The 25,327-nt window shown below is 32.5% G+C and carries 15 protein-coding genes, 1 CRISPR repeat array and 1 riboswitch (1 of these 17 running past the window's edge); of the genes, 12 read left to right on the top strand and 3 right to left on the bottom strand.

Annotation, left to right across the window (positions count from 1 at the left end):
- Window positions 1-4,826: direct repeats of the CRISPR family, unit length 30 nt; unit sequence GTTTTTAGCCTACCTATGAGGAATTGAAAC (it extends 1,753 nt beyond the left edge of the window).
- 162 nt (window positions 4,827-4,988) lie between these two features.
- From Q2T46_RS07170 to Q2T46_RS07140, 7 genes are read left to right on the top strand one after another with little or no spacing between them, the layout of a single operon-like run.
- On the top strand, window positions 4,989-6,302 hold the full coding sequence (locus Q2T46_RS07170) for a hypothetical protein (RefSeq protein ID WP_303263601.1): 1,314 nt from the start codon (window positions 4,989-4,991) through the stop codon (window positions 6,300-6,302).
- Window positions 6,299-7,864: a Cas10/Cmr2 second palm domain-containing protein gene (locus tag Q2T46_RS07165; RefSeq protein ID WP_303263602.1), complete on the top strand. Its 1,566-nt coding sequence runs from the start codon at window positions 6,299-6,301 to the stop codon at window positions 7,862-7,864. Before Q2T46_RS07170 ends, Q2T46_RS07165 begins: the two co-directional genes overlap by 4 nt.
- A 15-nt stretch (window positions 7,865-7,879) precedes the next feature.
- Complete coding sequence (locus Q2T46_RS07160; RefSeq protein ID WP_303263604.1) at window positions 7,880-10,045, top strand: RAMP superfamily CRISPR-associated protein; 2,166 nt, start codon at window positions 7,880-7,882, stop codon at window positions 10,043-10,045.
- The gene (locus Q2T46_RS07155; RefSeq protein WP_303263605.1) at window positions 10,038-11,402 is read left to right on the top strand and encodes an RAMP superfamily CRISPR-associated protein; all 1,365 of its coding nucleotides are present in this window, start codon (window positions 10,038-10,040) and stop codon (window positions 11,400-11,402) included. The genes Q2T46_RS07160 and Q2T46_RS07155 overlap by 8 nt, the downstream gene beginning before the upstream one ends.
- Window positions 11,399-11,959 carry a CRISPR-associated protein Csx19 gene (csx19, locus tag Q2T46_RS07150; RefSeq protein WP_303263607.1) on the top strand — a complete coding sequence of 187 codons (561 nt, stop codon included), beginning with the start codon at window positions 11,399-11,401 and terminating at the stop codon, window positions 11,957-11,959. The genes Q2T46_RS07155 and csx19 overlap by 4 nt, the downstream gene beginning before the upstream one ends.
- A gap of 14 nt (window positions 11,960-11,973) precedes the next feature.
- On the top strand, window positions 11,974-13,884 hold the full coding sequence (locus Q2T46_RS07145; protein ID WP_303263609.1) for a TIGR03986 family CRISPR-associated RAMP protein: 1,911 nt from the start codon (window positions 11,974-11,976) through the stop codon (window positions 13,882-13,884).
- Window positions 13,885-13,886: 2 nt separating this feature from the next.
- Window positions 13,887-14,204, top strand: coding sequence for a hypothetical protein (locus Q2T46_RS07140; RefSeq protein ID WP_303263610.1), 318 nt, complete (start codon window positions 13,887-13,889; stop codon window positions 14,202-14,204).
- A 412-nt stretch (window positions 14,205-14,616) separates the two neighbouring features.
- Here Q2T46_RS07140 and Q2T46_RS07135 read toward each other — a convergent pair whose 3' ends face one another.
- The gene (locus Q2T46_RS07135) at window positions 14,617-15,348 is read right to left on the bottom strand and encodes a hypothetical protein (RefSeq protein ID WP_311062380.1); all 732 of its coding nucleotides are present in this window, start codon (window positions 15,346-15,348) and stop codon (window positions 14,617-14,619) included.
- A 166-nt stretch (window positions 15,349-15,514) separates the two neighbouring features.
- Complete coding sequence (locus Q2T46_RS07130) at window positions 15,515-15,694, bottom strand: SEC-C metal-binding domain-containing protein (protein WP_303263613.1); 180 nt, start codon at window positions 15,692-15,694, stop codon at window positions 15,515-15,517.
- Between the two features lie 178 nt (window positions 15,695-15,872).
- A riboswitch (cyclic di-AMP (ydaO/yuaA leader) is annotated at window positions 15,873-15,997 on the top strand.
- A 109-nt stretch (window positions 15,998-16,106) separates the two neighbouring features.
- On the opposite strand from Q2T46_RS07130, the gene Q2T46_RS07125 reads away from it, so the two are divergent.
- From Q2T46_RS07125 to Q2T46_RS07110, 4 genes are all read left to right on the top strand, one after another.
- Window positions 16,107-17,207: an NAD/NADP octopine/nopaline dehydrogenase family protein gene (locus Q2T46_RS07125; protein ID WP_303263614.1), complete on the top strand. Its 1,101-nt coding sequence runs from the start codon at window positions 16,107-16,109 to the stop codon at window positions 17,205-17,207.
- Window positions 17,204-18,856 (top strand): cobalamin B12-binding domain-containing protein, encoded by a 1,653-nt coding sequence (locus Q2T46_RS07120; protein ID WP_303263616.1) that lies wholly within the window; start codon window positions 17,204-17,206, stop codon window positions 18,854-18,856. The genes Q2T46_RS07125 and Q2T46_RS07120 overlap by 4 nt, the downstream gene beginning before the upstream one ends.
- Window positions 18,857-18,981: 125 nt before the next feature.
- Complete coding sequence (locus Q2T46_RS07115; protein ID WP_303263617.1) at window positions 18,982-19,635, top strand: N-acetylmuramoyl-L-alanine amidase; 654 nt, start codon at window positions 18,982-18,984, stop codon at window positions 19,633-19,635.
- A gap of 4 nt (window positions 19,636-19,639) precedes the next feature.
- Window positions 19,640-19,975, top strand: coding sequence for a phage holin (locus Q2T46_RS07110; protein ID WP_303263618.1), 336 nt, complete (start codon window positions 19,640-19,642; stop codon window positions 19,973-19,975).
- 62 nt (window positions 19,976-20,037) lie between these two features.
- Here Q2T46_RS07110 and Q2T46_RS07105 read toward each other — a convergent pair whose 3' ends face one another.
- The gene (locus Q2T46_RS07105) at window positions 20,038-21,315 is read right to left on the bottom strand and encodes a uracil-xanthine permease family protein (protein ID WP_303263619.1); all 1,278 of its coding nucleotides are present in this window, start codon (window positions 21,313-21,315) and stop codon (window positions 20,038-20,040) included.
- 464 nt (window positions 21,316-21,779) lie between these two features.
- On the opposite strand from Q2T46_RS07105, the gene nifJ reads away from it, so the two are divergent.
- Window positions 21,780-25,298 (top strand): pyruvate:ferredoxin (flavodoxin) oxidoreductase, encoded by a 3,519-nt coding sequence (nifJ, locus tag Q2T46_RS07100; protein ID WP_303263620.1) that lies wholly within the window; start codon window positions 21,780-21,782, stop codon window positions 25,296-25,298.
- The last annotated feature ends 29 nt before the right edge of the window (window positions 25,299-25,327 follow it).

Genomic DNA, 25,327 nt, shown 5'->3' with positions numbered 1-25,327 from the left:
TGAGGAATTGAAACCGCCGCCAAAAATGGTTTTGACTGCATCTTTTATTGAGTTTTTAGCCTACCTATGAGGAATTGAAACTAGCATATCGTTTTTAAATTGCAATAGGTTATTATGTTTTTAGCCTACCTATGAGGAATTGAAACTTTTACTAAATCGAGCAATAGTATCTTCTGCATTTATGTTTTTAGCCTACCTATGAGGAATTGAAACAGTCTTTATAATATTGTGCTTTGTCAAGTTTTTTCATGTTTTTAGCCTACCTATGAGGAATTGAAACTCTTATAATTATTCACTAAATAATGTAACCCCATCGGCGTTTTTAGCCTACCTATGAGGAATTGAAACCTATTCAATGAATACAATTAAAATAAAACACATTAATAGTTTTTAGCCTACCTATGAGGAATTGAAACTGATAGGAGTTGATGCAAGCAAAGAAGCAAATAGTGAGTTTTTAGCCTACCTATGAGGAATTGAAACTCAGCGAGTGCTGAATTTTGTGAAACAACGGATTGAGAAGTTTTTAGCCTACCTATGAGGAATTGAAACGATTACCCAAATGATGGAGTATCAGGAAAATATACTATGTTTTTAGCCTACCTATGAGGAATTGAAACTCGAAAAATGTAAAATACTGCAAAACGGAGATGGCTCGTTTTTAGCCTACCTATGAGGAATTGAAACACGTCTGAAACTCAATTATTAGATCAAAATGCCAAAAGTTTTTAGCCTACCTATGAGGAATTGAAACAGTCTTTATAATATTGTGCTTTGTCAAGTTTTTTCATGTTTTTAGCCTACCTATGAGGAATTGAAACAATTTTCTTCAAATTCTTCTGTAACATTCTCATGTTTGTTTTTAGCCTACCTATGAGGAATTGAAACATTTCTTCTTCTTGCTTCTCAAGTTTTTTAGTGCCACGTTTTTAGCCTACCTATGAGGAATTGAAACGCCGAACTTTGCAGTCAGTACATCGGTAAGGGCAGCGTTTTTAGCCTACCTATGAGGAATTGAAACCTCGTTTGCAAGTAGAAACCAAGCCCTACACCACCTGTTTTTAGCCTACCTATGAGGAATTGAAACCCGTCCGTACCGACGTAAACGGCAAGGTTCTGGTTGGGTTTTTAGCCTACCTATGAGGAATTGAAACGCAGTCTTTGAAGTGTCTGTATTAATAGCATCCATAAGTTTTTAGCCTACCTATGAGGAATTGAAACCAGGTAATTCAGAAACTCTTAGGTCACTCTAAAATAGTTTTTAGCCTACCTATGAGGAATTGAAACGAAGAACGTGGAGAAAACTTTGCCACATTGGCAGATGGTTTTTAGCCTACCTATGAGGAATTGAAACTTTAAAAAAGATAGGGCACTCGGTGCCATTTTGGGTTTTTAGCCTACCTATGAGGAATTGAAACATAATTTCACTGGAGAAATAATTAAACCTGCTTGTGGGTTTTTAGCCTACCTATGAGGAATTGAAACGCACCAACACAAGACCAACTCTCACAATACCAATTCGGTTTTTAGCCTACCTATGAGGAATTGAAACTTGCCTTCCTGAGACATTCCTTGTAGCTTTCTCCACGTTTTTAGCCTACCTATGAGGAATTGAAACGGACATACAAGAGTTCCTTTAATTCTACTGTAGTTAAGTTTTTAGCCTACCTATGAGGAATTGAAACTGGCGCAGGATACAAAACTGCACTGCAAAACACAAGAGTTTTTAGCCTACCTATGAGGAATTGAAACTTCAAGGTGTCGAAGATGTATTTTCATCAGAGCGATGTTTTTAGCCTACCTATGAGGAATTGAAACTATTTTTTGTTAAATTTATTGGAGTTTTAGGAATTAGTTTTTAGCCTACCTATGAGGAATTGAAACTTTATGGTATCACTCCTAGTGATCTTAATTGCTGTGTGTTTTTAGCCTACCTATGAGGAATTGAAACTAAATAGAAATGTGCCTGAAAAACATATTGCCAAAAGTTTTTAGCCTACCTATGAGGAATTGAAACATCTGCCGGTAATAACTGCTGCTGTAATAACTGCCTGGTTTTTAGCCTACCTATGAGGAATTGAAACCTTCTATTGCAAACAGTATATGGAGTGGCATATCTAATGTTTTTAGCCTACCTATGAGGAATTGAAACCTTTGAGTTTGTAATAAAGATCTTGTGCTGTAAGATGTTTTTAGCCTACCTATGAGGAATTGAAACATAATTACACGAGGTGCTGGAAGTGCTATTGAAATTCGTTTTTAGCCTACCTATGAGGAATTGAAACAGATGTATACAGTTTATGTAAATGAAATTGAAGATGAAGTTTTTAGCCTACCTATGAGGAATTGAAACTCTCAAAGTATTATCAGATGATTATGCAAAGAAGGTGGGTTTTTAGCCTACCTATGAGGAATTGAAACATCATTTCAGCTAAGTCGGATTGCTTTAAATTATACTCGTTTTTAGCCTACCTATGAGGAATTGAAACCTGCACCTTATGATGGTTCTGATGGTCAAAAAGCTCAGTTTTTAGCCTACCTATGAGGAATTGAAACAGCAGAATGACACACTGCCACCACTCAAATTAAAACTCGTTTTTAGCCTACCTATGAGGAATTGAAACCCAGGCTATGATTTAGAAGGCGGTGGTGAAATGCCAGGTTTTTAGCCTACCTATGAGGAATTGAAACTTTCATACCGACCCCTTCCTCAATTTGATAAAAAGCGTTTTTAGCCTACCTATGAGGAATTGAAACCCTTTTATAGTTGCACCTTGTAAACTACTAACTATTAGTTTTTAGCCTACCTATGAGGAATTGAAACAGAGAATGTAAAGAGGCTGCAATGGAGATAGAGTTATCTGTTTTTAGCCTACCTATGAGGAATTGAAACAAGGCAATGCTATTGCTAATACTGGTGGGAAAAAGGTTTTTAGCCTACCTATGAGGAATTGAAACCACATTGCAAAAGACAGCATTTGCTAAATACTACAGCGTTTTTAGCCTACCTATGAGGAATTGAAACATTTTTATAACCGCATATTTCATTTGAATCTCTCCTGTTTTTAGCCTACCTATGAGGAATTGAAACAGAGAATGTAAAGAGGCTGCAATGGAGATAGAGTTATCTGTTTTTAGCCTACCTATGAGGAATTGAAACAAGGCAATGCTATTGCTAATACTGGTGGGAAAAAGGTTTTTAGCCTACCTATGAGGAATTGAAACCACATTGCAAAAGACAGCATTTGCTAAATACTACAGCGTTTTTAGCCTACCTATGAGGAATTGAAACATTTTTATAACCGCATATTTCATTTGAATCTCTCCTGTTTTTAGCCTACCTATGAGGAATTGAAACCTCTCTAAAAGTCTACGGATTTCTAATTTCCTATCCGTTTTTAGCCTACCTATGAGGAATTGAAACCCTAAAACACAAGTACAAGCTACTCCACAAGTACAAGTTTTTAGCCTACCTATGAGGAATTGAAACTTGGATCTAAAGAAATAGTAAATGTAATTCCAAAAAGTTTTTAGCCTACCTATGAGGAATTGAAACTTCAAAACGGGAACAGGCTAAAAGAGATAAAAATGAAGGTTTTTAGCCTACCTATGAGGAATTGAAACCACAGCTCGCTGATATAGGTATTACCGTTACGTCAGAGTTTTTAGCCTACCTATGAGGAATTGAAACTTTGACGACCTCCGCATTTCCAGCCGTGCCAGGACGGTTTTTAGCCTACCTATGAGGAATTGAAACAAAGGAATTGAAAGTGTTATCAATGCACCTGCGCCAAGTTTTTAGCCTACCTATGAGGAATTGAAACGCGCAAAGCATCTTTGATTTTGATAACCGCGTATTTCAGTTTTTAGCCTACCTATGAGGAATTGAAACCCCAAGCCCAATACTGCACTTTTAATTACGTTAAAGTTTTTAGCCTACCTATGAGGAATTGAAACGGCAATAGTGAAGTATGTATATACGGTGATGGAAGTGTTTTTAGCCTACCTATGAGGAATTGAAACACAAGTCTAAATTTCCAAAGATCTACGTCAAATACCTTGTTTTTAGCCTACCTATGAGGAATTGAAACTTTTCCCTGTTCTTTTAGCATCCCATAAATGAATTTAGTTTTTAGCCTACCTATGAGGAATTGAAACAGAGCAATGCAAGCCTTACTTGGCTGGATACCGGGTGTTTTTAGCCTACCTATGAGGAATTGAAACTAATCAACATCATCAGTTACATTTTTTCTAATTTCTTCGTTTTTAGCCTACCTATGAGGAATTGAAACTCCAGCCTTCCAATCAATTTCACCTCACTTTGAGGCGTTTTTAGCCTACCTATGAGGAATTGAAACAGTTCAAGCCAGAGGAAATACTTCATCTAAAAACATTGTTTTTAGCCTACCTATGAGGAATTGAAACTTGTTCATGTATGCATCCTCCAACGCTTGGTATCCTGGTTTTTAGCCTACCTATGAGGAATTGAAACCCTCTTTTCTGTTTACTTCCGGGCATAAAAATACCTCCGTTTTTAGCCTACCTATGAGGAATTGAAACATATAAGCGTACCCATCCTCCCCGATGAGCAATTCTGTTTTTAGCCTACCTATGAGGAATTGAAACTGTATGGGAATGCTGAACTTTGAATTTCAATAGCACTTGTTTTTAGCCTACCTATGAGAAATTGAAACATTAACATCAAAACAAGGACTCACACAGCAACAATTGTTTTTAGCCTACCTATGAGGAATTGAAACGGCTTTTCATCAAGCACCTTAAAGCTCACATAATTGCGTTTTTAGCAACTTATGAGGAATTGAAACTTTACGGCAGAGGGATATGATGCCGTTCAAGTGTGCGTTCTTAGCCTACATGATAAAAGTCAATGAAAATATGTTTTGAAAAGAAGGAAATTGGAATAATATGTCGAATTACTTATCAAAATGTAAATTGATTAAATTGATAAATAATGGAGGTAGTTCTAGATGAATGTCTTTATAGCGTTGGTAGGTTCGAATCCTTTGCCGATTTATGCAGTGCTAAATTACTTATTAAATGATAGCAGGGAAGATAAAAAAGAATTGCCATGTCCGGATGTAGCATTATGTGTTCATTCTAAAGATACATATAAATATTTTGAAAATATTAAAAAATTAATTGGCAATAAATTAAAATTTGAACAAGTTGATTTGGGGTTGTATGAACGTGATCCAAAAACAATAAAGGAAATGATAAACAAAAAATTGTCTTCATTAAACGAAGAAAATTCTAAAGAAGATTCTATTGAATCTATTCACCTGAATTATACAGGTGGTACTAAGGTTATGTCTGTAATTAGTTATAATGAGGTAAAAAATTATTGTGAAAATAATGACATCAAATGCATCTTTTCTGACTTAGATCCAAAAACAAATAAAATCAATGTTATAGTAAATGATGATACAGAGGTAAAAAAATATCCATTTGATGGGGACTTAAGAGATTATATTAAGGTTAAGGCTTCCACTCTTTTTAAGCTACATAATATGGAAGCAAATGAACGTGAATTAGGCGATGAGTTATACTTTTCAAAAATAAATATAGATAAATTCTCGAAAATAGCTTTAAATTTATTAAATGAAAATAATCAAGATTTTAAAGATGCTTATAATCAACTAAGTGAAGAAACCAATGAAATTAATAAATATAGATCGGATTATAATACAAATAAAATAAAAAATAGCAATAAATGTAAGGAGTCTTTTGATAAATTAAAAGAAATATTCGGAGATATTATTCCATATAAAGATCTTAAAAGCGTTGACAATACTCAACTAATATTGTTATGTGAATTTTTAACTGGAAAATGGCTTGAGGACTATATTTTATATCATCTAAAAAATATCAAAGACGATGTAAAGATAGATAATTTATATAAATCAGTTAAGGTTAAATATAATAATAGAGAATGTGAAATAGATGTTATAGTCATAAAAGGATATTGTACATACTTATTTTCGTGTACAATATCACAGGGAATAAAAGCAGTTAAACAAAAAGCATTTGAGGCAATTTACAGGGCAAATCAATTAGCAGGTGAACATGCAAAAGTAATTGTAGTAAGTCCAATATACAATAAAATAATATCCAGTATTAAATTTACCAAAAACAACAATTTAGAAGAACTTAAAAAAGACCTTTCGTCATTTGACGCTATAAATAATAAAAATATAAATTTATTTTCTATAGACGATTTAATCGATATCCAAAAGCTTGAGAACAAATTAAAAAGTGTTTTTCAAGATGAGGTGATAGAATGATATTTTCTTTGTATGATTCGACTGGAATACAAAACTATATATTTAGCTCAAACAAATTAAAAGAAATTGTTGGTGGTTCTGAATTAGTAAGAAAAATGTTTAAGGAATTTTTGATTGGTGCGATAAAAAATTGTAATTTCAAATATTCAGACGACGATAAGGATAATATGATGGATGTTGATGTCAGGATTGTTTATATAGGTGGTGGAAATGCTGCTTTACTATATAAAGATAAAAATATAATGAAAAAGGTTAATGAGGAATTTTCAACTATTTTATTAAAAAATGCTACTTCAATTGGATATGTTACGGCTTATTGTGAAGTTGATATAGACAAGGATGACTTTAAAGAAAAAAGGAATGAATTGTTAAATAAATTAGAACAAAAGAAAAATATGAATTTCAGAGGGACAAGGCTTCTTGGATTACCAATAACAAAACCTTCTGCAAATAATGAGTATCCAGCTATAGATTCATTTACAGAAGACAATAGAGAGATATACATATCAACTGAAACTAAATGTAAGAGAGATATATTAATAGATAATGATCAATTTAATGATTTTAATTATAATGGCGAGAAATATGAATTTCCAATGGAATTAGATGAGCTTGGACAATCAGAAGGTGAAAATTACATAGGAGTTGTACATATTGATGGAAATAATATGGGACATGAAATAGATAAATTTTTATCAGAATTTGATGATTTTACTGAAGGCATGAAAGCCATGAGAGAATTATCAAGTGAAATTGACAGAGTATATAAATTGTTTTTTGAAGATATGGTAAAAAATTTAATAATCAATATTAAAACTGAAAAACTAAAATTTTTAGAGTTGAAAAATAACACATTACCCATTAGGCCAGTAATTATGGAAGGCGATGATATTACTTTTATATGTAATGGTAAATTAGCTTTAGGCTTAGCAGTTGATATATTAAAATCTATTAATAAAAAAAATAGTGTAAAAATAAGAAATTATGAAATTCCTATTTCTGCTTGTGCAGGTGTAGCTATAGTAAAAAGTCACTTTCCAATTGATAGGGCATACAAAATAGCAGAGGATTGCTGTGGTGCAGCTAAAAGAAAAGGAAAGTTTCTTAAAGCAGAAAGTGAAACAGTTGGTAATTGGCTTGACTTTCATATAGTAAATAGTGGAATGACCGATGAATTAGATGAGATGAGGGCAAAAAATTATAATTTGGGCAGTTTAAAGGATCCATCATTGCCACCATTGAGCGGAGATAATAATAAATTGCCTCAATATAATTTACTTTATAGGCCGTGGTGCATTATGGATGAAGGAAAATATTCGTGGGGAAATTTTGAAAAAATATTTGAAAGTTTTAAAAACTGGCCAAGATCAAAATTAATGAATCTAAGAGATGCTTTTTTAGAAGGTCGCGAAGAGGTAGTTGATTTTATGATTGAAGTGAGAAGTAAAAAACTTGATGTGTGTAAAATTGATGATGTGAGTTATGAGAGTTTATTTGATGTATATGATATGACACCATATTATGATGTGATTGAAGCATTTGATTATTACATTGAAATTTGAGAAGGAAGGGTTAAAATGCATATAAAAGTTGAATTAAAGTCGGATTTGTGTATTTCTTCTGGCGAGGGGCTATCAGGGATAATAGATGTCGACGTAATTTATGATGACAATGGCATACCCTATTTGCCTGCTAAAAGATTTAAAGGTATTTTAAGGGAGGCCGCTGAAGATATTTCAGATATTTATCCTGAGAAATATTCGCAGAAAATTATTAATGACTTATTTGGCGATCCCGAAACAAATTCTATTGGTGAGCTGTATATTGATAATGGTTATATAGAAAATTATCATACTATTGCTAATTTTATAAAAATATGTAATACTAACAAAAAATACAAAAATTTATTCCCCAAACAATATGTAAAGTCATATTTTACAAATATTCGCCAACAAACGGCTATAGACAGAAAGAACGGAATTTCAAAAGATAAATCCTTAAGAGCTATACGGACGATTAAAAAGGGAAATTTATTTTATTTAAATATAAATATCAATAGCATGATAGATTATGATAAAAAAGTTGAATTACTTAGAAATGCATGCAAAATTATCCGACATATTGGACTATCAAGGACGAGAGGCTTAGGTGAGGTAAGGTGTGAATTATTAGAGAACAATATTAATGAGATTAATAAGAGTATGAATATTAATTCTGATATATGCGATAATAATAATAAATATAGATTAACATACATAATAGAATTGTTATCTGACACAATTGTTTCCAATATTGGTGGTAATAGCAATGTGACCAATAGTTATATACCTGGGAGTAACATTCTTGGGTATTTTGCGACACAGTATATTAAAAATTTTAAGATTAATGATGCAGAAAATGATCCTATTTTTAAAAGGATATTTTTATCAAAGGATGTAAGCTTTTTAAATGCATATCCAACAGATAAAGAAAACAATGACTATATACCTGTACCAGTAAGTATTGTCAAACAAAAAGACAAAGAAAACTATTTTGATTTAGCTTATGATGAGGACTATCAGTATATTAAAGAAGAAAGAGTTCAAACAAATTCATTGTCGGATAATTATATAAATATTCAAGGTGAGTATATTAATATTATAAATCCAAAATATGTACTGCACTATCATCATAAAAGACCTGAAGATAAATCTTTTGGACATGCTACTAAAAAATCTGGTGAATTTTACAGTTATCTATCTTTATGTGCTGGAGAAAAATTTAAGGGTTGCATAATTGGCAGCAAATCAGATCTTGGATTAATAAAAGAACTTATACCAGAGAATTCAATAATTTTTATAGGAAAATCTAAAAATGCGGAATATTCAAGAGCTAAAATATTTTTTGAAGAAATAGAACCGCTTGATAGTGAAATTAATATAGATGATGAAGAAAAATTGATTATAACACTTACTTCACCAATGATACTGTGTAATGAATATGGCAATATTGATTCAGATCCAAGGAATTTTATAAAAATAATACAAGAAGAATATCCTTCTCTTGTGTGTAATGATAAATATTTTATAAGGCACGTTACAGTATATGGCTTTAATTCGAAATGGGGATTGCCAAGGCAACAAGTTCAAGCATTAGCTTCTGGAAGTGTTTTTGTCTTTGAGATAAAAGATAAGAGTAATGATTTTTCAGGACTTTTAACAAAAGCATATGGCTTGAGGACAAACGAAGGATTTGGAAGAATTGCCGTAAATATTCATGGATTTAAACCGCTAGAAAAAAAGGATAATGAAAATGATGAGTTTATCGATATGAATTTAACATCACAATATGTGAAACCGTTAATAATTTATATAGAAAAAGAAAAATTTAAAAAAGAATTAATCAAAAAAGCTATAAATGATGCAAAAAAGCAAAAGTATGGACTGGAAAATATGACGAATTCAACTATTGGTAGGCTAAAAACTTTATTAAAAAAATCTAATAGTGAAGAACATTTTAAAAAATTATTATCGGAAGAATTTAAAAAAGCAAGAAAAATAAACGGCATAATAAAATATTTAGAGAATAATACCTTTATCAATATTTTGCGAAGCTTAGAAACATATCAAACTTTTAAAAGTTTAAATATCAATTATATAGAAGATACAAACATAGTAAATGAATTGTTTGCTCTTTATTATACAAAATTATTTAATGTCTTAAGACATTTAAAAAGAGAAAAAGAAGGTGCAAGGAATGTATGATAATAAAATAGAAAGGGTAATATTTGTTTCAGGAATTTTAAAGTTAGAAACACCTTGTATGATAGGTTCTGGCAATGATACTAATACAGATATAGATGTAGTAAAAGATAAAAACGATATACCGTATATACCAGGGAGTTCTATAGCAGGTGTATTGCGTACTTTTCTATCAGATGGATCTAAAGAAGATGATGAACCTGAATATGTTAAATGTTTATTTGGAAAAAGGAAGAAAGACAATGATGAATCAACAATTAGTCCAATATATTTTTATGATATGAACATGATAAACTATAGTAATGAAAGAATTAGTATCCGTGATGGTGTAAAACTTGATTATAAAACAAAGACATCAATGGAAAATAATAAATACGATTATGAGGTTATTGAAAGTGGAAGTTGTTTCCTGTTTAGAATAGAAATACAACTTAGACGAAAATTATCGTATTTAAATGATAAAGTCGAAAATATTTTATACAAAATTTTATATTCTATGATTGATGGAGAAATAAGATTAGGCGGAAAGACTAATAGAGGTTTAGGAAAATGTACAATTGATAAAAATAGTATAAAAATTCTAGATCTCAATTTTAATGATAAAGAGCATTTAGAAGAAAACTTAATTAGATGGTTTAATTTTGACTGGGATTGTTTTGTTGGCAATAAAAATTTGGATGAATTTAAACATGAAACACATATAAATAATATAAAAACAATAAAAGTTCCGCTAAATATCGATACATCGATAATTATAAGAAGTTATAATAACCTTGAAAATTCTGATCAAAAGCATATAACAAGCAATGGTATACCGGTTATTCCTGGTACAAGCTGGGGTGGTGCTATAAGAAGTGGATGTTATAAGATACTTAAATTGTTTTATGATAAATTGTTAAAGCTGGATGATTATAAAATTAATAATAAAGTTAATTCAAATATAAATTGTATTTTTGGATATGTAGACAATGAAAGTAAAAAAGCAGAAACGTCAAAGATATTAATCGAAGAAGCGAAAATTAATAATGGTAAGACATTATATCAAACGAGAGTAAAAATAGACAGATTTACTGGTGGTGCGGCGGAATCTGCACTTTTTGATGAAGAGCCTATTTATGGTGGAGAAACATATCTGACTATAAAAGTTAAATCAGAAGAAGATTGGATAATAGGGTTATTAATATTGGTGATAAAGGATATACAAAATGGTTTTATCCCAATAGGTGGTGAAGCTTCTGCTGGTAGAGGCATTATGAATGGAGATAAAATATACATTGATAATGAAGTTGTCGATTCAAATTCTGAAAGAAAATATCTAAAGAGTTTATATGACTTCATAGTAGGAGGTGTATCAAAGTGAATTCCATTGATATTAATAAAATAAAATCATTAATTTATAGATTTTGTGAAAGTAGATGCTGCAATATTTTATTACAAAAAGATTATGAGGTTCTTTTAGGTATTGCTACAAAAGATACAATTCGATTTTATGGTGATAATAAATTTGATGAAGAACATATAATTGACATTCGTGTTTTTGATAAAAATGGTGAACTCCATATATGGAAAATAAATGATGATTTTTATTATAGATTTAAAGACGATGAATTTAAAATTGATAAAAATAGAGATTATAATGAAAGAGTTTTAAAAGATAAAAAAATATTTGTGGAATATCCGATTGTTTTTGGTTCTACGCTTGAAAAAGCTGATGAAAAATGGACAATTCTTAAAGAGATGGAAAGAGGAATAAAAATATATTTCCCATATGATATATCCCAGGAACAATTACCAATTAGATATAAGGTTTATAACTATTATGATTTTGATGAGGATGGGATCCTAAGATTTTATGATGCAAGGTTATGTGGATTTTTTGATAAAGATTTTAAAGAGTTGGAGAGTGAGATAATATGACTTGGAAGGAAGATATGAATATAAAATTTGTGAACCCGTATAATTTTATATCATTAGGGAATGAATGTAAGAGGAAAAGTTTTGATAATTATATAAATAATAAAGAATTGTTAACGGGCTATATTGAATGTGAATTGGAAAATTTAACGCCAATTTTTATACCTAATACAACAAATGAAAATGCATTTACAGATAATGAAAAATATAAATCTTATGATTTTTTTTCATATGATGATATACGTGAGCAAAAACGTACATCTGAATATTCAGAACCTGTTATACCGGCAAGTGAAATAAGGGGTGTTATTCGTTCTGCATATGAAGCTTTGACAGATTCATGTATGTCAACAATAGACGATAGTAATATATTAAGTAAAAGAACAACAATACCGGCAAAACCAGGCTTATTAAAAAAAGAAAATGGGGAGTGGAAACTATATGAAGCGGAAAGATTAATGATAAAAGTCAAAGACTGTTTAACTGATACTGCACAAAATTTTAGAAATATTCTATCAAAGTATAATGAAGGGGATAAGATTTATTTTAAAAGAGGAATAGAATATAAAAATTATAGGATATATACAATATCAGAGATATCTGATATTAATGTTGATGGCTATGAAGAAGGTTATATTCACTTTGGAGAGGATTTTATAAAAAAGCATCATGAGTCTATATTTAAATTAGGTGAAATGATACACGACATAGAAATAACATATGATGATATTAAAAAAATAGATGAATTGATAACTATATATAATGAATTAAATAAAGATAATAATGATATAAAATATAAAAAATTTAATGAGTTGTTAACGTCAAAAGATTTTAAAAGTGGTAGGAGAGTACTGCCAGTATATTATTCTATTTATAAAAAGGATGATAAGAGTTACGTATATCTTTCGCCTGCATGTATAGGAAGAGAAGTTTTTACAAATAAATTAAGTGACATTTTAAAGGTTCAAGGGGGTTATCAACCTTGTAGTAGTATAGAAAATTTATGTGAAGCTTGTGCTCTTTTTGGTTTTACAGGTAATGGCAGCGGAAATAATGCATTAGCATCGCGTTTAAGATTTACAGATGCAAAAATAAAAAACAAAAAAATTAGCAACGAAGATTACTATGATAAAATTTGTATTTTGCCTGAATTAGCATCTCCAAAAATTTCGGCAACAGAATTTTACCTTGAGCGACCATATGATGATAAAGGAAAGACATATGACATGTGGAATTATGATTATGCATTTAACTGGGATCATCAAAATAAAATTGAGCAATTTGATAAATATGTTCCTAAAATTAGAGGACGAAAATTTTACTGGCATTCTAAGAAGGTTAAATCTGCTTATGAACAAAATAAAAGGAATTGTAAAGTAAGGCCATTAAAGAAGAACAATATATTCAGTTTTAGAGTATATTTTGATGCTATAACGGAAGATGAACTAAATAAACTTGTATGGATACTAAATATTGGTGATAACAATAATATGAATTGTCATAAGATTGGTAGAGGGAAGCCAATTGGTTTTGGTACAATAAAAATTAGAATAAATAAAATCATAAAAAGAGATATATCAATTGATGGTGATACAATATCATATGAATTAAATGAATATAAAATAGATTTAAAAAAAAATAGACCGTTTGATTATAATAGGAAAAATGTACAAGAATTTTTAAAAATTACTGATTTCGAAAAGGCTCCACGAAACATAAATTATCCAATAGGTGAAGATAAAACAAAACCTGATAGACAAAATAGTAAAGCCTCGCATCAATGGTTTATAGGAAATAAACAGATTGGTTATGGTCATAAAGATGTTAAGATTAAAGCAAGTGGTACAAAACCTATCATATACAAAACTTTACCCTATATATTAGATAAGGATATTACTTTGAATAAACTATATAAGGAGAGGAATTAAAAATGTATTTATGTTTTACATTGATTTTTAAAAGAAATGACGGATATCAGGAGCCTTTTCAATTAATTTATGAGCCTTGTCCGTGCTGGAAAAAAGGTGATAAACGTATAATCAATTTTAACAAAAGTCCTCATTATCAGAAGGGTTCTTTTAAAGAGTTTATTAAACATATTAAAAGTATTGATTTTGACGAGCAATGTGTTTTAATTGCAGATAAGAACTGGAATAATAATTCTGGGTATGATGATAATAATGCTTTAAATAGAATAATTGAGGATATAGAAACAGAGGGATTTAAAGTGGTAGTTGTTCAATTTTAAAAGAAAGCTTGCATAATTTCTTCTGTTTTTTATCTTTATATATTGTTTGCTGTATAAGTTTAGGAATACGGTAATAATTATCGTATATGATTGATGCTGGACAAATTACCTAACTAGGGGCATCAAACCGTGAGCGAAATAATATAACGTTATTATAAGAAAATTTCCATAAAGACAGAAAAAGATTCTTGATGCAGATATGAGTAGAGTATGTTCATAATTATGAATGATACGCCTCTACTACCATAAATATGTACAAATTTTTTGTGTTCAGCTATATTGCGATAAATTGATTAAGTAGTTTTAGCGAATTATAACGAAATAATTATTAATTGGAATAAAAACACATTGCATAGTTTGCCGATGTGTTTTTATATTTATGCTTTCATTTGTGCATTTAATGAATACAATGCTAAAATTTTATATCTATGTTGGCCAGAATATTACTGCTTATTTTACTCATTGTATTTTTTAAATCACCATAAATTTTTTCAAATATCTCCACTATTTGTTCTAAACCATTTTTCTTTAAGTAAACTATGTATTCATCTAAGATTTCATCCGAAGTTAAGTCTTGTAATTTTACTTCTTTGTCTATGCCCTCCACTTTTGCAGGTAAATTATTCAAAGTTCTTAAAATATTCACTTTTATTATTTGTTCAAATATTTTCATATTCCAATGATTAGTAGGCATACCTAAAAGTGTTAAAACATTCTCAAAAGATATTTTTACTTTTTCGTCATTTGCACTTTCAAATTTTGATTCTAAACTTATGAGGATAGTCTTTAAAGCTTTTTCAAAAATGATTAGCTCATTATAAAGCAAATCTTGTAATACATCGTCAAATAATAAATCAGAGAATTCATTAAGTGCCTTAAAGTCAAATAAAAATGACGATAAAATTCTATGATATAATTTAAGCAAAAACAGATATACTATATAAAAGGGAATATCTATATGCTCATTTAAAACATAATCTAAATCACCTGTAATAGCATCAAACATTTTACTGCTTAGATATTCATTAAATGATGGATATTTCGAAGCTATATCAAAGATTTTATCCATAGTCTTATTACTATTTATAGCGTGTATTTCTTCCAAGGCTTTGGCTATTTCAATCATGGTGGCTCCTGTTACCATTTTTACTAATGTGTTATATTCGTCTAATATAGATACCCTTATTAAAAGAAAAAGATCCTTTATTTATTTTTCTAAAAAATCAAAATTTTGCAACTCAAAAGCAATATTCAAAAAAATATCTTCTACTAAATTTTCTTCTACAATCTGTTTTAAAAGATTATCTACGTCATAGTATACTTACGATTTTAATAAACTCAACATCATCCGAAAAAAGATTAACTTCATTAGACAAGGAATTTGTCAATTTTTTTTTTATTTCTTCTATATTATTCATACAACACTTTTTATATTTTTTCCCGCTCCCACAGATGCAATAATCATTTCTGCTAATGTCAAATATTTTCATGCTTTAATATCCTCCCATTTTTTAGACTAGTTTAATTTTAAACAAATAACTTATAAATTTCAATTCCTCTTTTTAAAAAGTTGCATATTTATAGACACAGTTTGGTTACAAAATTTACATCTTTTTAATATATTTGCAAATATGATTTTAATATGGTATAATTTAATTAATTTAATAATATGCTATAACGCTGAATTCGTATGAAGCGGGGAAACCAATTTTGGGGTGAATCCATTTTATATGGAAGGGTTATCTTTCGACCCTAACCCGTCAGCTAACCTCGTAAGCGTTGAAAGAGGAGGAAATAGCATGGATAGATTCGGTTTTACTGCCTTCTATTAGTAAACCGGGTTTCAGCTGTAGATTTTCTCTATGGCTTTTTTAATACCCAAAAATAGAAGGAGGTTTTTAAATGAGATTACCTATATTTTCTGTCATTGGAGCCGGCAACAGCGGTCAGGCGATGGCAGCACACCTTTCGCTAATGGGGTTTACAGTTAATCTCTACAATAGAACTCGTGAGAAATTGATTCATATCTTGAATAATGGTGGTATATATCTTGAAGGAGCTGTTAGAGGGTTTGCTAGACTCAATATGATTACTGATAATATGGAAGATGCAATAAAAGATGCAGATATAATTATGGTAACTATTCCAGCATCGGGACACAGCGATATAGCTTATGAAATGCTTCCACATTTAAAAAATGGGCAAATAATAGTTTTAAATCCTGGAAGGACCTTTGGGGCAATTGAGTTTTACAATATCGTCAAAACAAGAAGAGATTTAGATGTGGTAATATCTGAGACAGATACATTTATATATGCCTGTAGATCGAATGATGGCATAGCGAAAATTTTTAGAATAAAACATGTCGTATCATTAGCATCTATACCATCGTGGAAGACAAATTATGTAGTTGATTTGCTGAAATTGGCTTATTCACAGGTGGTTCCAGCCGAAAATGTTTTAGAGACAAGTTTAAATAATATAGGTTCTATTTTTCATCCGGCACCTACCCTTTTAAATTCTGCACGAATAGAGACTACAGAGGGAAGTTTTCAATATTATTTAGAAGGAATATCTCCATCAGTCGCAAAGATATTGGAAAGAATGGATAGAGAAAGAGTTGCAGTCGCACATGCATTAGGTGTAAATGCTGTTACAGCATTAGATTGGCTAAAAGATACGTATGGTGTTACTTCAGATAATTTATATGATGCAATTCAAAATACAGATGCATATAAAGGATTACTAGCACCAAAGACACTAGACTGCAGATATATTTTTGAAGATGTTCCTATGAGCTTAGTCCCAATTTCTTCAATTGGAAAGCAGTTGGGGATTTCGACACATACTATCGACTCTATAATTCATTTGGCATCATGTATGCATGAAAAAAATTACTGGAAGATGGGACGGACGGCTGTAAAGCTAGGATTGGATGGCAAAAGTGCAGCAGAAATAAAAGAAATAGTAGAAGGCGTAAAGGAGGAGAGTACTGTCGCATGAAAAGATTAATTATAGCTGCTTCAATTGAGAATGATGTTCATGTTGCTGGTGTCTATAAGTTTTTAAAGATTGCAGAGAGTGAAGGATTTGATATTCAGTTTTTAGGTCCTGCAACACCAATTGATAAACTTATAGAAAGCATACGGGTGAGAAAACCTGACATAGTTGGAATAAGCTATAGACTGACTCCTGATTCACTTAAATCCATTTTAGATGTTCTTAAAAATAGGATAAAAGAATACAATCTTAATGGCATTAGATGGATATTTGGTGGCACGGAACCAAATTGCATAGTTGCCAAAGAATCGGGCATTTTTGAGGAAGTCTTTGATGGCACTTCAGGTGATGAATTTACAATTTCGTATTTGAGAGGACAAAAAGTTGCATCAAATAAAATTGAGTATGAGCAGGATATACTTGAGAGGATAGAAAGAAACTATCCTTATCCTGTAATAAGACATCACTTTGGATTGCCTTCGTATACGGACACACTTGAAGGGATAAAAAGGATTGCGGAAGAAAAAGTTCTCGATGTAATATCGATAGCGCCTGATCAAAATACACAAGAACATTTTTTCGATAAAAAGTACAATAAAGCACTTGATGGTGCAGGTGGAGTACCTATAAGGACTGAAGAAGAATTTAAAAAACTTTATGATGAGTCAAGGCGTGGAAATTATCCGCTGCTTAGATGTTACAGTGGAACGAATGATGTTTTTAAAATGGCAAAAATGTTAAAAGACACGATAAATAATGCATGGGCAGCTATACCACTTTGCTGGTACAATGTATTAGATGGCAGAGGGCCTAGACAGGTGGAAGAATCTATAAGAGAGAACCAAAAGCTGATGAAGTGGCATGCTGATAGAAATATACCTGTGGAAGTCAATGAGGCACATCACTGGGGGCTTAGAGATGCACATGATGCTATATATGTTGCGGCAAGCTATCTTGCAGCGTACAATGCTAAGAAAATGGGTGTAAAGACGTATATAGCGCAGTTTATGTTTAATGTGCCGCCAGCTACATCCCCAAAAATGGATCTTGCAAAGATGTTGGCATCTATAGAGCTTGTTGAAAGCCTTCAGGATGATAACTTTAGAGTGCTGAGACAGGCGAGGGCGGGGCTTGCAAGCATGCCGCATGATCTTTTTGAGGCGAAAGGGCAGCTTGCTTCAAGCGCATATCTTTCAATGGCTATAAAACCTCATATATATCATGTTGTAGGTTTTTGTGAAGCACATCATGCTGCAACGCCAGACGATATAATAGAAAGTGTGAAGATTGTAAAAGCAGTGATAAACAATACTTTGTATGGCATGGTGGATTTTACTAAAGATTTAGATGTTTTAAAGAGGAAAGAGGAACTTGTAAATGATGCGATGGTAATAATCAATGCTATAAAGGAACTTAATACATTGTGCAGCGATCCGCTGTCAGATCCACATACATTATCATTAGCGATAAAATTAGGCATATTGGATGCTCCGCATCTTAAAGGAAATAAAAGTGCAAGTGGCATGCTTACCACAAAGGTTATAAATGGTGCATGTTATGCCTATGACTATGAAAACAACAAGATTATTAAAGAAGAAGAAAGGATATATAATATAATTCAAAACTACCAAAAACTCATAATCGTGGCGTAAAAACTAGTTATTATCGGATGTATATGCAAAGTATATATCCGATTTTTTTATGCCCATATATATAAATTTTTTTGCTAAAAAACATATTATATGAGAGGTGAATATTAAGAAAGGAGGGGATTTAATTGATGATTGTTGTAGATCCCGGACATGGTGGATCTGATAGCGGCGCTGTAGGATATGGTTATTTTGAAAAAGATATCAACTTAAGTGTATCTCTTAAATTGAGAGATGTTTTTAAGGCAAACAATGTAGATATAATTTTGACAAGAGATAAAGATGTGACATTGGGACTTAGCGAAAGGTGTGACATTGCAAATAAAAACAAGGCGGATTATTTTATTTCAATTCACTGTAACAGTTTTAAAGATTCTTCTGCAAAAGGGACAGAAACTTATTCATATCCTAGAAGTATTTCTGGAGCAAAATTAGCAAAAGGTGTGCAACAAACTATTGTGGCAAATCTAAAAACAATAGACAGAGGTATAAAAACAGCCAACTTCTATGTGTTGCATCATACAAACATGCCAGCAATATTGGTTGAATTAGGATTTATAACCAACAAGGAAGATTTAGACCTGATTTTAAACAAACAAAATCTATTTGCGATATCAATATCAAATGGTATATTAAATAACATAGGACTTAAGCAAATAAACAAATCGGATTCAATTGAAAAATTACACCAGATGGGCTTTATTTCTGACTATTACGATCCTGAAAGTTATGTAAAATGGAAAGATATTGCAGATGCATTATTAAAGATTATAGGAGGTTGAGAAAATGAGGGATCTTATTATGACAATATTGACTGCAGGGCTGCAGCTTGTGATACTTGTGACATTGGGCTATGTCATAAATTTCTTGTATTCAAAGATAGGCACTGAAAAGACAAAAAGGTATTTTGAAATTGCAAAGATGATTGTAAGGGGAGTAGAGCAGGAATTTGGTGCAGGAAATGGCGCAGATAAAAAGGCAGAAGCGGTAAACCTAATAAAGAAAATAATAGGAAACAAGCTGACGGATGAAGAAATAGACAAATTGATAGAAGCGGCTGTATTTGAGATGAACTACGTATTAAATATAAAAGGACTTAATAGCATGAGTAAAAAGCTATAAATTTAATGAATTTAGATAAAAAAGAAGTGCGATAGATTGCCTAATCACACTTCTCTTTTTTTTTATACTTCAGTTATAACGCTGTCATTATTTGTTTTCGACTTTTCTTCTTTAGGCTTTGCTATTTTAACTTTAGGAAGCACCAAATTTAGGATTATGCCTGCTAGTGTTGCAGGACCAACACCTTCAAACACGAAATTACCTGTTCCTATTTTGATACCGCCAACACCAAGAGTCAAGATTACTGATGTTATAATCAAATTTCTGCTGTCAGAAAAATCAACCTTATTTTCTACTAATGTCCTGATACCTGCGGCTGCTATCATTCCAAATAGGATTATTGTGACACCACCCATTACTGCTTGTGGTATAACCTGTATAAGTGCTCCTATCTTTTGGATAAAGCTTAAAAGTATTGCTATGACAGCGGCACCTTCTATGACTCTTGAGCTATATACTTTTGTCATAGCTAAGACACCAATATTTTCACCATACGTCGTGCTTGGTGGACCGCCAAACAGTGCGGCTATCGATGTTGCTAAGCCATTTCCCAGCATTACTCTATGAAAACCTGGATCTTTTATCAAGTCTTTATTAACTATATTTCCTATTACAAGGACGTGACCTAGATCTTCGATTATTGCCACTAATGCTAAAGGTGCAATTAATGTTACAGCACCCCATGCAAGCACAGGTGAATGACCAATAAGGAATGAGAATTTTGGTACAGCAATCCACGATGCCTTTAAGACGGGAGAAAAATCTACAAGACCTCTGAATATGGCAAAGATATAACCACCGATGGTTCCTAATAAAATTGGTATAACTTTCATGAATCCTTTTCCAAACATGCTGAAGATTATTACAAGTGCGGCTGTAACTAAAGCTGTAGGCAAATCTTTTTGTGCTTCTTGTATTGCAGTCGGTGCTAAACTCAAGCCTATGATCATTACAACAGGACCTACTACTACAGATGGAAGAATCCTTTCAATCCAATCAATACCGGTTATACTTATTATTATGAAAACTGCCACGTACACAAGCCCTGCAGCTATCATGCCGGTGAAAGCTCCTCTTACGCCAAAAGCTTTTGTTGCCGCTATTATAGGAGCGATAAATGCAAATGATGAACCTAAGTATGCAGGAACTTTTCCTTTTGTCATTAAGTGAAATATTAATGTGCCAAGACCTGATGTAAATAATGTTACGGCAGGGTCTAATCCTGTCAAAAGCGGTACCAGTATTGTTGCGCCAAACATTGCAAAAACATGCTGAAATGACAGCGGGACAGCTTCATTGATAGGCGGTACATCTTGTATACCGTAAAATTTGTTCTTCATGACGATTCCTCCTTTAATTTTTGGCATAAAAAAACCCTCTCAAGGAGGACAAACATATAGATATGCAGAAATATCGTTCCTCCTTTTTAGCCTCACTGGACTAATTTTAAAGGGTCTTATTAAACTACAAAAATTATAACATACGAAAGCAAGAATGTCTATATCTAAATTTTAAAATGCAATTGGCTTAGTCAAGCCTCTTTCTGAATCTTAATACGGCGATTAAGAACAATGCAAATTCCATGACGCATCATATTAGATAAATCGTATGCTGCTGGAGCTTGTTCTACCTTCAGATTTGCAATATCCATATGTTCCTTTGGCGTGTTTTTGTTTTATCCACAATTTTATTTTGCTATATCGAGACTGTTTTTGTCACTAATGTGTATGATAATCATTTTTTATGAAATACTAATTTTAGCAAAATTCAATATTGTTTTATTTGAAAGAGGAGGGTTAAGTTTATGACTGTGGAAATGAAATCTATGGATGGAAATACTGCCGCAGCGTATGCATCGTACGCTTTTACAGAGGTCGCCGCCATATACCCGATTACTCCGTCATCTCCCATGGCAGAAAGTGTTGACGAATGGGCTGCACATGGCAAAAAAAATATCTTTGGCGATACTGTCAAAGTGGTAGAGATGCAATCAGAAGCGGGTGCTGCAGGCGCAGTACATGGATCACTTCAAGGAGGTGCTTTGACGACTACATATACGGCATCACAGGGCCTTCTCCTTATGATACCTAACATGTACAAAATTGCGGGTGAACTTCTTCCTGGTGTTTTTCACGTAAGTGCCCGTGCGGTTGCTGCACATGCACTATCCATATTCGGAGACCATCAGGATGTGATGGCCTGCAGGCAAACCGGTTTTGCTCTTCTTGCATCAAATAGTGTTCAAGAAGTCATGGACTTAGGCTGCATTGCACATCTTAGCGCAATAAAGTCAAGAGTACCATTTTTGCACTTCTTTGACGGTTTTAGGACGTCACATGAGATAAAAAAGATTGAAGTAATAGATTATGAGGATTTAAAGAAAATTGTAGATTACAATGCAATAAATGAATTCAGAAATAGGGCACTAAATTCAGAACATCCAGTAGTCAGAGGGACTGCCCAGAATCCTGATATATACTTTCAAGGAAGGGAAGCATCAAATAAGTTTTATGAAAAGGTACCAGATGTGGTTGCTTTATATATGGAGAAAATAAAGGAGCTGACAGGTAGAGAGTATCATTTGTTTGATTACTATGGTGCAAAAGATGCTGAATATGTGATAGTTGCAATGGGTTCCGTGTGTGAGACAATCGAAGAGACGATAGATTATCTTTTGGGATTAGGTGAAAAAGTTGGACTAATTAAAGTACGCCTATATAGGCCTTTTTCAGAGAAATATTTCATGAAAGTTATTCCACATACAGTGAAAAGAATTGCAGTATTGGACAGGACGAAAGAGCCTGGTTCTATCGGTGAGCCTTTATATCTTGATGTAGTAAAAGCATTTTTTGATAAACAAGATAAGCCTTTGATTGTAGGTGGCAGGTATGGTTTGGGTTCAAAAGATACGACGCCATCACAAATTGTAGCAGTATATGATAATCTCAAAAAATACAATCCAATTAATAGATTTACAATAGGTATAAAAGATGATGTGACTATGACATCATTAGAAACTGGCAAATCAATTGAAACAGTACCACAGGGTACTATAAGTTGCAAATTTTTTGGCTTAGGATCTGATGGAACTGTGGGTGCAAATAAGTCTGCCATAAAGATAATCGGTGATAATACAAATCTTTATGTACAAGGATATTTTCAGTATGACAGCAAAAAATCTGGAGGAACTACCATATCCCATTTGAGATTTGGCCAAAAACCTATAAAATCCAGCTATCTTGTGTATCATGCCGATTATATAGCATGCCATAACAAGTCTTTTATTTACAATTATGATCTGCTAAAAGGATTAAAGAATGGTGGGACTTTTGTCTTAAACTGCCCGTGGAGTGAAGTAGAACTTGACGAAAAACTTCCTGCATCTATGAAAAGGTACATTGCAAGAAATAAGATAAATTTCTATACAATTGACGCAATATCTATTGCTAGAGAAGTAGGCCTTGGTGGCAGGATAAACATGATAATGCAGACAGCATTTTTCAGGCTTATTAATATAATTCCATTTGAAAATGCCATAAAATACTTGAAAGAATCTATACAAAAGACATACGGCAAAAAGGGGCAAAACATAGTCGACATGAATATTAAGGCAGTTGACAGAAGCTTAGAATCATTGAAAAAAGTAAATGTTTCTGCTTCATGGGTAAATGCCGTAGAAGATGAGGATTTTGCCAAAGATGAACCTGAATTTTTGACAAAGATACAAAGACCTATGGCTAAAAATGAAGGTGATGATCTGCCTGTAAGTGTTTTTTCCGGCATGGAAGATGGAACATTCCCATTAGGCACTACTGCGTATGAGAAGCGTGGCATAGCTGTAATGATTCCTCAATGGCAAATAGAAAAATGCATACAGTGTAACCAATGTTCATTTGTATGTCCACACGCTGTAATAAGGCCATTTTTGTTAAATGATGAAGAAGTTAAAAATGCACCAATGACATTTGAAACAAAAAAAGCGGTAGGCAGAGGTCTTGAGGCATTTCAATACCGCATACAGGTAAGCCCACTAGACTGTACAGGTTGTGGCAACTGTGCAGATGTATGTCCGGCACCGGGAAAAGCTCTTGTAATGATGCCTGCGGAAGGAGAAATAGAGAGTCAGGCTGATAATTGGGAGTATGCTGTTAAAATCAAGCCAAAAGACAACATTATGGAAAAGACGACTTTGAAAGGAAGCCAGTTTTCTAAGCCTCTCTTTGAATTTAACGGAGCATGCCCAGGATGCGGCGAGACGCCGTACATTAAGCTACTGACACAATTATTTGGAGATAGAATGATAATTGCCAATGCCACAGGTTGTTCTTCCATATATGGTGCCAGTGCACCATCGGTGCCGTACACTACCAATAATTCAGGTAAAGGCCCTGCATGGGCAAACTCATTGTTTGAAGATAATGCAGAATATGGATATGGAATATATCTTGCAAATAAAAAGATAAGGCAAAGGCTTGAAGATTTAATCGGCCAAGCGTTAAATACTCAGATTCCTGACGAATTAAAGAATGCATTTGTAGAATGGCTAAATAACAAAGAAGATGGAGAAGCATCGCAAATTGCATCAAGCAAAATCATAAATATAATTAGCAGCGAAAATTTAAAGGCGAATAAAATAGTACAGGAAATCTACAGATTAAAAGATTATCTTGTCAAGAAATCACATTGGATAATAGGTGGTGATGGATGGGCGTATGATATAGGATTTGGAGGATTAGACCATGTTTTGGCATCAGGGGAAGATGTAAATGTGCTTGTGCTAGATACCGAAGTTTACTCCAACACCGGCGGTCAGTCGTCAAAATCAACGCCAACGGCAGCTATAGCCAAATTTGCAGCATCTGGTAAAGAGACAAGGAAAAAAGACTTAGGCCTTATGGCAATGAGTTATGGATATGTTTATGTAGCACAAATAGCATTAGGTGCTAACATGAACCACACAGTAAGGGCGATTGCAGAAGCTGAGAAATACAAAGGACCTTCTCTTATAATCGCCTACTCTCCGTGCATAAATCACGGAATAAAGTCAGGGATGGGTACAAGTATCGCAGAGGAGAAGAAAGCTGTTGAAGCAGGGTACTGGCATCTTTATAGGTACAATCCAGAGCTTAAAGCTGAAGGCAAAAATCCATTCATATTAGATTCTAAAGAACCGACAGCGTCTTACATAGACTTCTTAAAAGGAGAAATAAGGTATTCATCATTGGAGACGCTTTTCCCGGATAAAGCACAAAAGCTGTTTGATGAGTCTTCAAAAAACGCGAAAGAACGTTATGAAATGTACAAAGCACTTTCAGAACTTTAAAAAGTATGGCCTCGAATCAACGAGGCCAT

The organism is Thermoanaerobacterium sp. CMT5567-10, from assembly GCF_030534315.2.
In the GTDB taxonomy this organism is placed as follows: Bacteria; Bacillota; Thermoanaerobacteria; order Thermoanaerobacterales; family Thermoanaerobacteraceae; genus Thermoanaerobacterium.
Note: the sequence above shows the minus strand (reverse complement) of the source record. Positions and strands in the feature narration are given on the sequence as shown.

Excerpts from the sequence above, each read along its gene's own strand:
- Q2T46_RS07120 (WP_303263616.1), top strand. The coding sequence starts at position 17,204 with ATGAAAAGATTAATTATAGCTGCTTCAATTGAGAATGATGTTCATGTT.
- nifJ (WP_303263620.1), top strand. The coding sequence starts at position 21,780 with ATGACTGTGGAAATGAAATCTATGGATGGAAATACTGCCGCAGCGTAT.
- Q2T46_RS07145 (WP_303263609.1), top strand. The coding sequence starts at position 11,974 with ATGAATATAAAATTTGTGAACCCGTATAATTTTATATCATTAGGGAAT.
- Q2T46_RS07110 (WP_303263618.1), top strand. The coding sequence starts at position 19,640 with ATGAGGGATCTTATTATGACAATATTGACTGCAGGGCTGCAGCTTGTG.
- Q2T46_RS07165 (WP_303263602.1), top strand. The coding sequence starts at position 6,299 with ATGATATTTTCTTTGTATGATTCGACTGGAATACAAAACTATATATTT.
- Q2T46_RS07140 (WP_303263610.1), top strand. The coding sequence starts at position 13,887 with ATGTATTTATGTTTTACATTGATTTTTAAAAGAAATGACGGATATCAG.
- Q2T46_RS07130 (WP_303263613.1), bottom strand. The coding sequence starts at position 15,694 with ATGAAAATATTTGACATTAGCAGAAATGATTATTGCATCTGTGGGAGC.
- Q2T46_RS07155 (WP_303263605.1), top strand. The coding sequence starts at position 10,038 with ATGTATGATAATAAAATAGAAAGGGTAATATTTGTTTCAGGAATTTTA.
- Q2T46_RS07135 (WP_311062380.1), bottom strand. The coding sequence starts at position 15,348 with ATGGTAACAGGAGCCACCATGATTGAAATAGCCAAAGCCTTGGAAGAA.
- Q2T46_RS07105 (WP_303263619.1), bottom strand. The coding sequence starts at position 21,315 with ATGAAGAACAAATTTTACGGTATACAAGATGTACCGCCTATCAATGAA.
- Q2T46_RS07170 (WP_303263601.1), top strand. The coding sequence starts at position 4,989 with ATGAATGTCTTTATAGCGTTGGTAGGTTCGAATCCTTTGCCGATTTAT.
- Q2T46_RS07160 (WP_303263604.1), top strand. The coding sequence starts at position 7,880 with ATGCATATAAAAGTTGAATTAAAGTCGGATTTGTGTATTTCTTCTGGC.
- Q2T46_RS07125 (WP_303263614.1), top strand. The coding sequence starts at position 16,107 with ATGAGATTACCTATATTTTCTGTCATTGGAGCCGGCAACAGCGGTCAG.